Annotated in this window: 13 protein-coding genes and 1 pseudogene; 4 read left to right on the top strand and 10 right to left on the bottom strand. The window is 73.2% G+C overall.

The features are described from left to right. Positions 1–35: 35 nt before the first annotated feature. The 3 genes from AB0J21_RS24755 to AB0J21_RS24745 form a co-directional block, all read right to left on the bottom strand. Complete coding sequence (locus AB0J21_RS24755; RefSeq protein WP_363148280.1) at positions 36–629, bottom strand: TetR/AcrR family transcriptional regulator; 594 nt, start codon at positions 627–629, stop codon at positions 36–38. Positions 630–703: 74 nt separating this feature from the next. Then, positions 704–2455 (bottom strand): AMP-binding protein, encoded by a 1752-nt coding sequence (locus tag AB0J21_RS24750; protein WP_363148279.1) that lies wholly within the window; start codon positions 2453–2455, stop codon positions 704–706. After that, positions 2437–3201, bottom strand: coding sequence for an SDR family oxidoreductase (locus tag AB0J21_RS24745; protein ID WP_363148278.1), 765 nt, complete (start codon positions 3199–3201; stop codon positions 2437–2439). Before AB0J21_RS24745 ends, AB0J21_RS24750 begins: the two co-directional genes overlap by 19 nt. Positions 3202–3422: 221 nt before the next feature. On the opposite strand from AB0J21_RS24745, the gene AB0J21_RS24740 reads away from it, so the two are divergent. Further along, positions 3423–4688 carry a DUF1343 domain-containing protein gene (locus AB0J21_RS24740; protein WP_363148277.1) on the top strand — a complete coding sequence of 422 codons (1266 nt, stop codon included), beginning with the start codon at positions 3423–3425 and terminating at the stop codon, positions 4686–4688. Positions 4689–4920: 232 nt separating this feature from the next. Further along, positions 4921–6174: an MFS transporter gene (locus AB0J21_RS24735; protein WP_363148385.1), complete on the top strand. Its 1254-nt coding sequence runs from the start codon at positions 4921–4923 to the stop codon at positions 6172–6174. Between the two features lie 45 nt (positions 6175–6219). On the opposite strand, the pseudogene AB0J21_RS24730 reads toward AB0J21_RS24735, so the two are convergent. Beyond that, positions 6220–8245 (bottom strand): annotated as a pseudogene (locus AB0J21_RS24730) (penicillin acylase family protein). Between the two features lie 327 nt (positions 8246–8572). On the opposite strand from AB0J21_RS24730, the gene AB0J21_RS24725 reads away from it, so the two are divergent. Beyond that, on the top strand, positions 8573–9178 hold the full coding sequence (locus AB0J21_RS24725) for a hypothetical protein (RefSeq protein WP_363148276.1): 606 nt from the start codon (positions 8573–8575) through the stop codon (positions 9176–9178). A gap of 131 nt (positions 9179–9309) precedes the next feature. On the opposite strand, the gene AB0J21_RS24720 is transcribed toward AB0J21_RS24725, so the two are convergent. From AB0J21_RS24720 to soxR, 3 genes are all read right to left on the bottom strand, one after another. Then, positions 9310–9696 carry a VOC family protein gene (locus AB0J21_RS24720; RefSeq protein WP_363148275.1) on the bottom strand — a complete coding sequence of 129 codons (387 nt, stop codon included), beginning with the start codon at positions 9694–9696 and terminating at the stop codon, positions 9310–9312. Between the two features lie 192 nt (positions 9697–9888). Next, complete coding sequence (locus AB0J21_RS24715; RefSeq protein ID WP_363148274.1) at positions 9889–10407, bottom strand: DUF2568 domain-containing protein; 519 nt, start codon at positions 10405–10407, stop codon at positions 9889–9891. A 103-nt stretch (positions 10408–10510) separates the two neighbouring features. Beyond that, positions 10511–10981: a redox-sensitive transcriptional activator SoxR gene (gene soxR / locus AB0J21_RS24710; protein WP_363148273.1), complete on the bottom strand. Its 471-nt coding sequence runs from the start codon at positions 10979–10981 to the stop codon at positions 10511–10513. A gap of 128 nt (positions 10982–11109) precedes the next feature. Here soxR and AB0J21_RS24705 point away from each other — a divergent pair, with 128 nt between their 5' ends. Beyond that, on the top strand, positions 11110–11571 hold the full coding sequence (locus AB0J21_RS24705; protein WP_363148272.1) for a MaoC family dehydratase: 462 nt from the start codon (positions 11110–11112) through the stop codon (positions 11569–11571). A gap of 170 nt (positions 11572–11741) precedes the next feature. Here AB0J21_RS24705 and AB0J21_RS24700 read toward each other — a convergent pair whose 3' ends face one another. The 3 genes from AB0J21_RS24700 to AB0J21_RS24690 all read right to left on the bottom strand — a co-directional run bounded on the left by AB0J21_RS24700 (position 11742) and on the right by AB0J21_RS24690 (position 13591). Next, a complete protein-coding gene (locus AB0J21_RS24700) occupies positions 11742–12410 on the bottom strand; it encodes a TetR/AcrR family transcriptional regulator (RefSeq protein WP_363148271.1) in 669 nt (222 codons plus the stop codon). A 118-nt stretch (positions 12411–12528) separates the two neighbouring features. Continuing rightward, entirely contained in the window at positions 12529–12828 is a 300-nt protein-coding gene (locus tag AB0J21_RS24695) for a YiaA/YiaB family inner membrane protein (RefSeq protein ID WP_363148270.1), read from the bottom strand. Further along, entirely contained in the window at positions 12821–13591 is a 771-nt protein-coding gene (locus AB0J21_RS24690) for a hypothetical protein (protein WP_363148269.1), read from the bottom strand. The genes AB0J21_RS24695 and AB0J21_RS24690 overlap by 8 nt, the downstream gene beginning before the upstream one ends. Between the last annotated feature and the right edge of the window lie 162 nt (positions 13592–13753).

Raw genomic sequence — 13753 nt, 5'->3', positions numbered from 1 at the left:
GATCCCCGGGGCCGGGCCCCGGGGGTCGTTCGCGTTCAGGGCCGCAGTGCTCTCAGCAGCAGGTCGGCGAGGTGGTCGGCGACCTCCTGCGGGGTGAGCGGGCCCTCGGGGCGGTACCACGTGGACAGGTGGTGGACCGAGCCGAAGTGGTAGTCGACCACGAGGTCGGCGGGGGTCGCGGCCGAGAAGACGCCCTGGCGCTGGCCCTCCTCGATCAGCGCCCGGAACCGCTCGTGGTAGCGGCGGCGTTCGGCGCGCACCTCCTTGTTCTTCTCCGGGCTCAGGTGGTGCATCGAGCGGAAGAAGATCGCCGCGTCGTCGAGGTTGTCGATCGTGGTGACGACGACGTCGGCGGCGGCGGCGCGCAGCCGCTCCCCGACCGGTTCGGCGGAGCCGGCGTAGGCGTCGAGGCGCTCCTGCTGGAGGCGCAGCACGCGGGCGTACACCTCCTGGAGCAGGTCCTCCTTGGAGCCGAAGTAGTGGTAGAGGGCGCCTTTGGTGACCCCGGCGGCCTCGACGATCTCCTGAACGGAGGTGCGGTCGTAGCCCTGCTCGGCGAAGAGGTGGGTGGCGGCGGCCAGCAGCCGCTGGGGCACGGGTGTGCCGTCCCCGTCCGTCGTCCTGGGCACTGCCGCCACCTGCCTTTCCGGTCGTTCGGGTCAGCCTCCGCGAGCCGGCGCGCCGGCCGGTCGTCCGCCGCGCGTCAGCTGGTACGGGAACGCAGTTCCCGTCGCAGGATCTTCCCACTCGTCGTCTTGGGCAGCTCGGGCAGGATCTCGATGTGCCGGGGATACTTGTAGGCGGCGAGCCGTTCCTTGCAGTGGGCGACGAGGTCCTCGGCGCTCGCGGCGCCCTCCTCGCGCAGGCTCACGTACGCCTTGACCGACTCGCCCCGGTAGGAGTCGGGGACGCCGACCACGGCCGCCTCGCGTACGGCGGGGTGGCCGTAGAGGACGTCCTCGACCTCGCGGGGCCACACCTTGAAGCCGGAGGCGTTGATCATGTCCTTCTTGCGGTCCACGACGTAGAGCCAGCCCTCGGCGTCCATGATCCCGATGTCCCCGGTGCGCAGTTCGCCGTCCGGGAAGGACTCGGCGGTGGCCTCGGGGCGGCGCCAGTAGCCGGGCACGACCTGGGGGCCGCGCACGACGATCTCGCCCTGCTCGCCGAAGGGCACGTCCCGGCCCTCGTCGTCCACGATCCGTACGACGGTGTCCGGTCCGGGGACGCCGACGGCGAGCGTCCCCGAGGCCTCGTCCACGGGGGCGCGCAGCCCCGGCGGGACGGAGGCGCAGGGCGCGGTGCACTCGGTGAGCCCGTACCCGTTGTGCAGGTAGGGGCCGAATCCGGCCTGGAAGGTGTCGACCAGGGCCGGCGGCAGCGGGGCGCCGCCGGAGGAGATGAGGCGGAAGGAGGCGAAGTGCTCCGGCGTGGCCTCGGGGCGCGCGGCGAGCGCCATGAACGCGGTGGCGGGGCCGACGGTGTAGGCGGGACGGTGCTCGGCGAAGGCGTCGAGCACGGCGCCCGCCTCGAAGCGGTACGCGAGGGCCAGGGTGCCGCCGTTGAGGAGGCAGGCGCCGAGTTCGCACACCATGCCGGTGATGTGGAACAGCGGGGCGAGCGCGAAGTAGCAGGCCCCCTCGGCGATGCCCGAGCCGGTGCGTTGGCGTTCGGCGTTGTAGGCGATGTTCCCGTGGGTGTTGGTCGCGCCCTTGGGGGTGCCGCTGGTGCCGGAGGTGTAGCTGATGAGGGCGGTGTCGCCGGAGGCGGGCAGCGGTACGGCGGGGGCGGGGTGCCCGGCCCGGGCGACCTCCTCCAGGTCCTCGGTGTCCGCGGGCCGCCCGCCGCGCGGGAAGCCGAGGACGCGCGGGTCGTCCCGGGTCTGGAAGCCGTGTTCCTCGGCCGTGAACACCGTGTGGACGGTGGTGCCCTCGACGGCTTCGCGCAGGTACTTCTCCCAGGCCCGGCCGGAGCAGATCAGGGCGCCGGCCTCGGCGTCGGCCAGGACGTGCCGCACCTCGCCACTCGTGTACATGGGGTTGACGGGGACGACGACGGCGCCCGCCTTCCACGCGCCGAGCAGGGCCAGGACGAAGTGCGGGGTGTTCTGGAGCATGAGGGCGACCCGGTCGCCGGGGCCCGTGCCGCGGGCGGCGAGCCGTCCGGCGACCGCGTCGGACAGCGCGTCTGCCCGGGCGTAGTCGAGGCGGCCGTCGAAGTAGGCGAGGGCGGTGCGCCCGGGGTGGGCCGCGGCCTGCGCCCGGAAGGCGTGCACGACGCTGACGGGCGGCTCGACGGGGGCCCGCTGGGCGTCGTTGAGCAGACCCAGCCACGGTTTGGCCGCGTAGAGGGAGGACGCGGCGGAAGCGTCCGCCGAGGGCCGGGCGGGCGAGCCCGGCGCGGTCGGGGCAGGGGTCTGTGCGGGGTGCGGGGCGTTCACTGCGTGCCCTCCCATTTCTGCTGGAGGTGGTTCATTCCGGTCAGCCACCGGTCGGGGTCCTCGGCGCGGGCGCGGTAGTACGCGGCGGCCTCGGGGTGCGGGAGGATCAGGAAGCGGTCCTCGGCCATCCCGGCGAACAGGGCCTCGGCGACGTCCTCGGGTTCGACGGCGGTGGGCGCGAGTACGAGTTCCCCCGCACTGCCGGCCGCGTCGAGCATCGCGGTGCGTACGCCCTGCGGGCAGATCGCGTGGACCTTCAGCCCCCGGTGCCGGTAGGTGAGCGAGAGCCATTCGGCGAAGGCGTGAGCGCCGTGCTTGGTGACGCTGTAGGGGGCGGCGCCGATCATGGTGAGCAGTCCTGCGGCCGACACGGTCGACACGAAGCGCCCGGCGCCGCGCTCCAGCCAGTCCGGGAGCAGGAGGTGGGCGGCGCGGACATGGGCCATGACGTTGACGTCCCACGCGTCGGCCCACACCTGTTCGGGGGCGGCCTCGCTGCCCTCGGAGCCGAGTCCGGCGTTGGCGCAGTAGATGTCGACGTGCCCGCCGAGCGCGGCGCGGGCCTCCTCCACGATCCGCGAGGCGTCACCGGGGACGGCCCGCGCCCCGATCTCCCGGGCGACCTCGTGGGCTCGGGCGGCGTCCCGGTCGTTGACCACGACCCGGGCCCCCTCGGCGGCGAACCGGCGGGCGAGCGCCGCCCCGATCCCGTTGCCGGCACCGGTCACGACCACGGCCGCACCCTGCACGGATTCCACCATCGGTCTCCTTCGACTCGACGACTGCCCTGGCAGACTAACCAGTCGGTATGTGGTCGGGAAAGGGGTCGGACATGGCCTTTTCGGCCGCGCCGTCCCGCCGCGGCCCCTCCGCGTGCCCCGCCTCTTGTGGCCCACGCGTCCCGTACGCCTCGTTCCCCTCGCGGGGTCCGAGCGCTAGCGTGCGTGGCCATGACAGCGTCCGCGATCACGGAGGGCACCACATGAACCTGTCCAGGAGAGGGCTGCTCGCGGCGACCGGGGCGGCGGGCGCGCTCGCCGCCGGGAGCCTCGCCCCGGCCTCGGCGAGCGGCCACGGCGGGGGCGGGGACCCGGGCCGCGGTGCGCTGCGCACCGGTTTCGAGCGGCTGGCCGCCGAGGGCTACCGCCGGCTCGCGGGGCGCGCGCTCGGGATCGTGACCAACCCGACCGGGGTGACGCGGGAGTTGCGGCACATCGTCGACGTCCTGCACGCCGACGACCGGGTGGACCTCAAGGCCGTGTTCGGCCCCGAGCACGGCTTCCGCGGCACGGCGCAGGCGGGCGGTTCCGAGGGCAGAAGCGAGGACCCGGCGACCGGGCTGCCGGTCTACGACACGTACCTGAAGTCGGGTCAGGAGCTCGCGGACGTCTTCACCGCCTCCGGCGTGGACACGGTCGTCTTCGACATCCAGGACGCGGGCGCCCGCTTCTACACGTACATCTGGACGCTGTACGACTGCATGGAGGCGGCGGCGCTGGCCGGGAAGCGGTTCGTGGTGCTGGACCGGCCGAACCCGGTGACCGGGCGCGCGGCCCTCGGCCCGGTACTGCACGAGGAGTTCGCGACCTTCGTGGGGCGCAAACCGATCGCCCAGCAGCACGGCATGACGGTCGCGGAACTGGCGCTGCTGTTCAACGGCGAGTTCCTGGCGAAGCCCGTGGAGCTGGAGACGGTGCTCATGTCGGGCTGGCGGCGCGCGGACTTCTTCGACGCCTCGGGGCTGCCGTGGGTGCCGCCGAGCCCGAACATGCCGACCCCGGACACCGCGCTCGTCTACCCCGGCACCTGTCTGTTCGAGGGCACCAACCTCTCGGAGGGCCGCGGTACCACGCGCCCCTTCGAACTCCTGGGCGCCGAGGGGATCGACGGCCGGTGGGCGGCGGCGGCCGAGGCGCTGGGGCTGCCGGGCGTGCACTTCCGGGAGGCGTACTTCGCACCGACCTTCTCGAAGTTCGCCGACAAGACCGTGGGCGGCGTGCAGATCCACGTGCACGACCGGGCCGCGTTCGACCCGGTACGCACCGGCATCGGGCTGCTGGTGACGGCGCGGAGGGTGTGGAGCGGCTTCGCCTGGCGCGAGGACGACTGGATCGACAAACTGACCGGTTCCACCTCGGTGCGCACCCTGATCGACGCGGGCGCGGACCTGGACCGGGTGACGGGCGCGTGGCGCGCGGAGCTGTCCGCCTTCCGCCGTACGCGGGAAAAGTACCTGCTGTACCGGTGAGTCGGGCTTTCGCACACGGCTTCCGATCGTGCGGCTCACGATGTGGGATCACTCGTCCCGGTGATTGACTGCCCTGTGCACGCACCGGGACAGTGCGGACGTGTTCAAGGACGAGATCACCTCAGCATCCCCCGCCGCCGAGGCTCCTGCCGTCGGGGCTCCGTCGGCCGGGACTCCTGCCGTCGGGGCCCCGGCCGCCGGGGAGCGGCAGGACGGGGGTCACCAGGAGAGCCTGCGCCGGGTGGCCGTCGCGAGCTTCATCGGGACGGCCATCGAGTTCTACGACTTCTACGTGTACGGGACGGCGGCGGCGCTCGCGCTCAACGCGGCCTTCTTCCCGACCCTTTCACCGGTCAACGCGACGCTCGCCTCGTTCTCGACGTACGCGGTGGCCTTCGTGGCGCGGCCGCTGGGCTCCCTGGTCTTCGGGCACTTCGGGGACCGGGTGGGCCGCAAGTCGGTGCTCGTGGCCTCGCTGCTGCTGATGGGCCTGTCCACGGCCTGCGTGGGGCTGCTGCCCGGCTACGGCACGCTCGGCGTGTGGGCACCCGTGCTGCTGGTCCTGCTGCGTTTCCTGCAGGGCGTGGGCCTGGGCGGGGAGTGGGGCGGGGCGGCCCTGCTCGCGGTGGAGCACGCCCCGCGCGGCCGGCGGGGGCTGTTCGCCGCTTTCCCCCAACTCGGGCCTTCCGTAGGCTTCTTCGCGGCGACCGGGATCTTCTGGGCGCTGTCGGCGACGCTCGACGACGAGGCGTTCAGGGCCTGGGGCTGGCGCGTGCCCTTCCTGCTGTCCTTCCTGCTGGTCGCGGTGGGCCTGTTCGTCCGGCTGCGGATCAGCGAGACCCCGGTGTTCGCGAAGGTCATGGCGGACCAGGAGGCGAGCCGCGCCCCCGCCCTGGAGGTGTTCCGCAGGCACCCGAGGGAGATCCTGCTGGGCGCGGGCGGCATGGTCGTCGCCTACGGCCTCTTCTACACGGCGACGACGTACTGCCTGTCCTACGGCACGGGCACGCTGGGCATCCCGCGCAACACGATGCTCGTCGCCTCCCTCGTGGCCTGCCTGTTCCTGGCGGCCGGGACCTGGATCGCGGCGACCCGCTCCGACGGGGCGGGCCGCAGGCGCCTGGTGCTGGCGGGTTCGGCGCTCGCCGCGGTGTGGGGTCTCGTGCTGTTCCCGCTGCTGGACACCGGCCGGCCGCTGCTCGTGGCGCTGGCCCTGGGCGGGGCGTTGTTCTGCATGGGCGTCGTGTACGGCCCGATGGGCGCCTATCTGCCGGAGCTGTTCGGGGCGCGGGTGCGGTACTCGGGGGCCTCGTTCGCGTACAACCTGGGCGGGGTCCTCGGCGGTGCGGTGGCCCCGCTCGTCGCCACCCGCCTGCAGAGCGCCTTCGGCTCGGCCTCGGTGGGCTGGTACGTGTCAGCGATGGCGGTCGTCTCGCTGCTGTGCGTCCTGGCGCTTCCGGAGACCCGGGAACGCGCACTGGGGTGAAGGCGCGGGGGCGCGCCGCCGCGACGCGCCCCCGCCCTCTGGCCCCTACCGGTGCTGCGGGAACTCCACTACCTGCTGGTACGTGGGGCGGTTCTGCCACTGGAAGGGCTGGTGCGTGATGCCGCCGAGAGCGCGGTGCACGATCGCGTCGGAGCACCACTGGTCGCCGGCCCGGCAGGTGTCGTCGCCGGGGTAGACCGCGTCGGCCGGGACGGCGGCGGCCTCGCCGAGGGTCTTCAGGAGGGTGGCGCGGCAGGCGGACAGGTCCCCGGCGCCGCAGTAGTCCGCGCCGAGGGCGCCCTTGACGGGCTGTCCGAGCACCTTGCGCAGATCCTTGTCGACATATCCCCACCAGCCGTACTGGAAGGCGGAGCCGGCGTGTGCCCCGGTCGGCCCGTGACCGGCCGAGGGCGATTCGTCGACAGTGAGCTGCGCGGTCAGCGAGGAGTACAGCGCGTCGCCGAGTCCCGGCCGGAACTCGGCCTCGACCAGGCGCGGGCACCACGCGTCCATGAGCCGTACGGCCTCGGAGTGCGCGTAGGTCTTCGAGCCCTTCGAGGTCTCCTTGCGCCGGGCTCCGTCGGCCTGCCAGGACTCCAGTTGCTGCAGGGCGGCGGCCTGGGCGGGGTCGGTGACGGGTGCGCTGCGCAGCACCTCGATCAGTTCCGGCAGGACCTGTTCGCCGCGCAGGTCGGTGACGGCGGCGTCGGCCATGGCCCGGGTCAGGGCGGCGCGGGTCACTCCGCCCTGCGCGACGAGCTTCTTGACGCGGTCGTCGAGCAGGTCGGCGCGGTGCACGGCGCCGAGGCTGAAGTCGGCGGCCGTGTAGCCCTTGGCCTGCTTGTTGTTCCAGGAGACGTAGTAGTCCTGGCCGACCGACTGCGGGTGCTGTTCGGGCGGGGTCCGCGCGGAGGTGTTGTCGGTGGGGTCGAAGTCCTGCCACTCGTTGGCGGGCTCGGCCCTGAGTGGCAGCGAGGGGTCCACGTCGGCGGGACGCCGCGGGCTGGCGCCGCTGTTGTAGTAGGCGATGTCCCTGGAGTCCGCGTAGAACCAGTTGAAGGCGCAGCTGATGTGCTGCGCGGCCTGCTGGAAGCTCTTCGCGTCGCTCACGTAGCCGGGGTCGTTGAGCATCTGGAAGCCGACGATCGAGTCGGCCTCGTGGCGGTAGGTGGAGCGCAGCGCCGTGTAGGCGACCGGCTTCCCCTCGACGGTCGCGCGGTGGGTCACGACGCCGTACTCGGTGCGGTACACCTGCATGCGGTAGGAGCCCTTGGCCGTGGAGTCGGCGAGCGTCGGCTTCCAGGAGTTGACGCGTTCCAGCTTCTCCATCGGCTTGCAGGTGCCGTGGTAGCGGTAGTACGTGGCGTCCTTGGACGGTGCGGCACCGTCGGGGTCGCACAGTTCCCACGGAGGCCGGCGCGATCATGTCGGTGACCTCGAAGGGCTCGATGTCCCCGGCGTTGGTGACGGGGTCGATCTTCCCCGGTGAGGTCGTACTCCCCGGGGAAGTAGCGGCCCTTCTTGGCCTTGTCCCGGTAGGAGTTGAGGCCGTCGATGTACGCCTGGGCGTCGTCCATCGCCTGTTTGCCGCGCTCCCCGTTGTGGGAGCGGATGTACTCGACCTGCTTCTGGAGGTCGTCCTCGGTGTACGGGGCCTGCGGCCAGAACTCCTGTTCCAGGCCCTGGTTGGCGAGGGCGCCGCCCGCGAAGGAGGTCAGCTCGCCGCGTCCGATGTGCCGGAACAGGTCGATGAGCCACAGCCGGTCCTGGCCCGCCGCGTAACCGGCGCCGAACTCGGTTCCGTAGCGCGTGGTGCCCTTGATGTGCGGGATGCCGTACTGCTTGTCCCGGGTGATCGTGACGTCCCCGCGCGGCTTCGTGACGGACCCCGTCTGCGCCGCACTCACTCCGAAGGAGGCGTCGTCGAAGAAATCTCCGAGCCGTGCATCGGTGAGGGAGGGGTAGCCGGAGGAAAGGGCGTCGTAGGGACCGAGCTGGTCCTCGGCGTGCTGGGGCTGGGTGCCGAGAACCTGGTGGGCCAGGATCTCGGCGAGGGTCGCCCCGGGGACATCAGGCCCGCGGTGAGCGCGAGGACGGCTGTGGCGACGAAGGCGGTGGTGCGGGCGGTGGCACGGACGGTGGTGCGCATGCGGTGGACAGGGCGGCCGGTACGGGGGTGGCGGCTTTCGCATTCTTGCTCCTCCCGACGACGGTGAGCGGGACGTTACCGCCGGTAGCGCCCGGGCAGAAGACCCCGGAGGACCTGGTTTTCGCCTCCGCCGTACCCCTGCCGGGGGCCGCTGCCGTGCAGGCGATGGAGCCGAACCGGGGGCCGATACGTCTATCCGGCGACGTCCCTTGGACGATGCCGGGTACGGGTGACGGAGGTGCAGGGCTGATGGCCGGATTCCGGAGTCTCGCGAGACAGGCGCGCGATCCGCGCAACGATCTGGCACTGCGGCGGTACTCGCTGCGCAAGTGCCTGGAGAGGTTCGCCCCGTACGGGCACCGGGCGACCTGGGACCATTTGTGCGCCCGCTGGGGCTTCGGCCCGCAGGACCGCGCTCCGCAGCCCTGGCGGCTGCTGGGCGCGCTGGAGGAGTTGGAGGAGGCCAGGGAGGTCTGGCTGCGCTACGAGAGCGAGTTCGCCCAGCGCAGGCGGCGCGAGAAGCACGACGGGCTGCGCCGGCCCGCCGCCGTGGACGACTGGCACCGGATGACCTGGGGCGGTTTCGGGGTGGCCTGGTGCGAGGACCCCGGCGTCCATCCCGGTATGCCGCTCGCCGAAGTGCTGCGCCGCCTCATCCGCGCGCTGGAGCGCGCGCCGGGCAGGTGCTGCCCGGTGTGCGCCGGTGAGTCGCTGCGGTGGCACGAGGGCCTGGACCACGAACCGTCCTCGGCGGCGCTGTGCGTGCGCTGCGGGATCGCCGTACCGCGTCCGGTCCTCACGGAGGAGGCGGTACGGCGGGCCCGGCGCGACGGCCGGGCACTCGTCGGCGTGTGAGTCCGCGCGGGTACGGCGGTGGCCCGCGCCCCGGCCCGGAGACCCGGAGCCCCAGAGGCCGGTCCCTCCGGGCCGCCGCGCCCTGGTGGGCCGTTCGCGGTGGGCGCGCGCGGGCCGGGGCGGTCCCCCGCTCAGGCTCCCGGCAGGAACACGCAGAACGGGTGGCCGACCGGGTCGAGCAGCACCTGGCAGTCGTCCTGGGGCTGGTACGAGGCGAGCCTGGCCCCGCAGTCCACGGCGTGCGCGACGGCGGCGGCCAGGTCGGCGACCTCGAAGTCCAGGTGCACCTGCATCTGCTGGGCGCCCGGCGCGGCGGGCCACACCGGGGCGGTGAAGTGCGCCTCGGCCTGGAAGGAGATCCCGGTGCCGCCCTGACGGGGCACGATCTTCGCCCAGCCCTCCTCGTCCTGGACCCGGGGCCAGCCGAGCAGCCGCTCGTAGAAACCGGCCAGTTCCCGGGGGTCGGGGCAGTCGAGCACCACGCCGGAGAGGGTGAACGGGAGCGGGGCGTTCGCCATGGGTGACTCCTGTCGTCGGTCGTTCTCACACCGTGCCGGTCGTCGAGGCGTGCGCCGGCGCCGGGACCGTGGGTGAGCGCTGATACGTGAGTGAGCGCGGTGACGTGGGTCGGCGCCGGGGCCACGTGTCCCCGCGGGCGGTCACGGGCACTGTGCCCGTTCTCGTGGTTCCTGTGCCCCCGGCCCGGCCGATCACCTCCGTACGGGCCTTGCCGGCATCGGCCCTTCAGCCGTCGCCCAGCGCCCCCCCCTCGGTGCCGGTGCCCGCGCCCGCGCCGCCCGCGAGCCGGCGCGGGGAGGGGGCGTTCGCGTCCCGCCGGCAGGCGACCGGCGGCCGACGAGGGCCAGGGCGGGCGTCGCGGCGCCGTGCGCGAGGGCCTTCACGGCGAGAAGCCCGGCGAGCGGAAGCGGGCCCCGCGCGCGGGGCGCCGCGAAAGCGCCCGACACGGTCGCCGCCAGGAGCGGGAGGAGAAGGGCGAGGGGCACGCCGAGCGCCGCGGGGTCCCGCTTCGCTCCCCACCAGGACAGGGCGGCGAGCGCGGCGAGTTCCAGCAGGAAGGCCGGCGCCTCGGCCGTCCGGTACAGCCCTTTCGCGAGGGGGCCCGCCGGGCGCGGGCGGAGGCGGGGCCCGCCGGCGCTGCGCCCTGCTCCTCCCCCGGTACGTGTCCGCGTGCCGGTCCGTCCTCGGTCCGCCGTGCGGTTGGCCGCCATTGGCCCCCGCCTTGGGCGCCGCTCGGGGCAGGGACGCGCCTGTGCGCCAACCCTGCGGTGTGCGAAAGGAGTTGTCCACGCCTTTCGCCGGCCGGGGGCGAGGTCAGCTCTCGGCCTCGCGCCCGGCGGCCATGAGCCGGGAGCCGACGAGCCGGTCCCCGAAGACGTCGTCCGGGTTGGACAGGACACAGGTCTCCAGCGACAGGCAGCCGCAGCCGATGCAGTCCGTCAGGTGGTCGCGCAGCCGGTGCAACTGCTTGATGCGCTGGTCGAGCTCGGTGCGCCACACCTCGGAGAGCCGGGCCCAGTCCTCCCGGGTGGGCGTGCGCTCCTCGGGCAGTTCGGACAGCGCCTCGCGGATCGTGGCCAGCGGGATGCCCACTCGCTGCGCGGCCCGGATGAACGCGACGCGGCGCAGCGCGTCCCTGCCGTAGCGGCGCTGGTTGCCGGAGGTGCGGCGGCTGCTGATCAGGCCCTTGGCCTCGTAGAAGTGCAGGGCGGACACGGCGGCCCCACTGCGGGCCGACACCTGCCCGACGGTCAGCTCATGCACGGTGTTCGGAATCTGCGGCACGCGACCGACCCTAACCGTTCGTTCGCGGGGCCGTCCGTTGACAGCGGAACACCGGCGGGCAATGCTGAGCAAGCGCTTAGAAATGCCCGGACGAAAGACGGGGACCTGTCCCCGGAGAGGCGGTTGTCATGGCGGAGCCGAAGGTCTTCTCCTCGGTGGAGGAGCTGCGCGGGGCGGTCGGGGAGCAGCTCGGGTACACCGACTGGACCGAGATCGACCAGCGGCGCATCGACCTGTTCGCGGAGGCCACCGGGGACCACCAGTGGATTCACGTGGACCCGGAGAAGGCGAAGGAGGGCCCCTTCGGGACGACGATCGCGCACGGCTACCTGACGCTGTCGCTGCTCCCGCTGTTCGCCCCGCAGCTCCTGGCCGTCGAGGGCGTGAAGATGGGCGTGAACTACGGCACCAACAAGGTGCGCTTCCCCGCCCCGGTCCCGGTGGGCTCACGACTGCGGTCGACGGCCCGGATCAGCGAGGTGACGGACGTGCCGGGCGGGGTGCAGGTCGCGATGGCCTTCACGGTGGAGCGCGAGGGCGGCGAGAAGCCGGTGTGCGTCGCGGAGTCGGTGAGCCGCTTCTATCTGTGAACCCCCACCGACTGTGCCGCCGGGCTGCGGGCGGCGGAGTCGCTCGGATCGGCACCCGCTGCCCGTGAGCGGCTCCCGCCCGCATCCGCTGTCCGCCGGCTGACGCCGGGACCCGCACCTGCCCGAGCCCGCCCGCGCCGGCGAACCGTCACGCCTGCCCGCCGCCGGTCTCAGGCGCCTTCCGCCGCCGCCCCCACCATCCGCAGCACGAGCCCGGCGTACAGTGCGCCGACCTCGTCGGGGGTGCGGCGGCCCGAGGCGTTGAACCAGCGGGCCACGTCGATGCAGAGCGAGAGGACCGCGAGGGTCGTGCCGGGGACGTCGGGCACGTCGAAGTCGCCCGAGCGCACTCCGTCCTCGATGACGTCCCGGACGACCGCCTCGGTGCGGCGGCGCAGCCCGACGATCTCCGTGCGGTGTTCCTCGCCGAGCGCGTCCAGCTCGTACTGCACGACGCGGGCCGTCGTGTGGTGCTCGGCGTGCCAGCGGACGAAGGAGCGGACCGCCGCGGACAGACGCGCCGAGACGTCCCCCGGGGAGTCGGCGGCCTCGCTCAGCACGGACAGGGCCTTGTCGTGGCCCACCCGGCTGATGCGGTGCAGCAGCTCCTCCTTGGTCCGGTAGTGGATGTAGAGCGCGGCCGGGCTCATCCCGGCCCGGCTCGCGATGTCACGGGTGGTGGTCGCGTGGTAGCCGCGCTCGGCGAAGGCCTCGACGGCTGCGACCAGCAGCCGCCGCGCGGCCTCGGGCGCGACCTCGCCCCAGGGCTCCTCCGTATCGGCCCCGGGGCCCCCGCCCGGGTTCCCCGCCTCGTCCGCAGACCGCTCCACCGCGCTCATCGCTCGCCCCTTCCGCCGTCCGCGTGTCACCGGACGGACACCCTATCCCCAAAACTGAGCGAGCGCTTAGACGTGGGCGTGCGGGACGAGGCGCGGGGGCCGGGAGCCGGCCAGGAGGTCAGAGCGTTCCGGGGCCGTTGGCGTAGGGATCGTGGGCGGCGAGCAGCTTGTCGAGGCGCGCCTGGTCGACGCGGCTGATGATCTGCCCGGCCTCCTCGCGGTCCCGGATCACCTTGGCCAGGGTGAAGGCCGAGGTCACGAGGAACAGCACGGCGATGCCCAGGAAGCCCCGGACCCAGGCGTCCGCGTCCAGCCGGGCGATGCCGAGCACGGAGGCCCCGAGGGCGATGGCGAAGGAGGCGACGGCCTGGCCGTAGTACGCCCCGGTGGGCCGGCTCTTGACGGGTGTCTCACTCATAGGGAGAGGATGGGCGCCGCACCGGGCGGCGCCCATCCGTCCCCGTACTCAGGCCGTACTCAGATCCCCCGCACGCGCGCCTGCGGGGGTGGTCCAGGATCCCGTCGGGGCACGAGGCGGGCAGGTAGACCGTCAGGCGGCAGGAGAAGCCCTCGCCGGTGTCGCCGAACTGGGTCAGGACCCGGCCGACGACCGTGCCGTCGTCCAGCGAGAGGTTGGAGGCCCGCTCGTGCGGAACATCCGGTTCCGGCAGGAGTTCCGCGGCGTCCGCCGCCCAGGCCGTCTCTCCCGCGCCCCAGCCTCCCATGAGGAAGGAGCAGACGTGGGGGCCGATGTTCTCCACCACGCGGACCGAACCGTCGGGCTGGTCGACCATCGCGTAGCGCTCGGGGTGCGCGGCGAGCAGGACGTCCTCGTCGGCGAAGGCGGTCTCCATCCAGGCCAGGAACTCGCCGGCCGTCAGGCCCCGCGCCTCCAGCACCGTCGTCCCGCCGGTGAACTCGCCTCGGTACTGCGGGCGGTCGGGGAACTCACTGGTTCGGGCGGCCCGGAGGAAATGACGATCACGGGCGTCGCGGAGGAGCGGGCGTCGCGGAGCGCCGGTGTCTTCGGCCGCTTCGATCCACCGCCGTTTCGAGCGCAAGGAGCAGTTGGCCACCGCCTTGAGGGAGCGGATGCGAAAACAGGCGAGGAGTACGTGCTCCTGACGCGTCCACTCCCCGTACTCGTCCGCCCTGGGACCCCGCGTAGCGCGCCGGACCATCCGGCGACCACACGGGAGGCCGGGGCACGCCGGGCCTTGCGGCGACCCGCGCCGACGAGGTGACCTCCGGGAAGCGCACAGCACCGAGGCCGAGGCCGTCGTCGGTCACCACACGGGAGGCCAAGCACGCCGGGCCCCGCGCCATCGCCGAGATCCACCGCC

This window comes from Streptomyces sp. NPDC049954 (assembly GCF_040656295.1).
Lineage (GTDB): Bacteria > Actinomycetota > Actinomycetes > Streptomycetales > Streptomycetaceae > Streptomyces.
The sequence above is the reverse complement of the archived record's forward strand: the minus strand, read 5'-3'. Positions and strand labels throughout refer to the sequence as shown.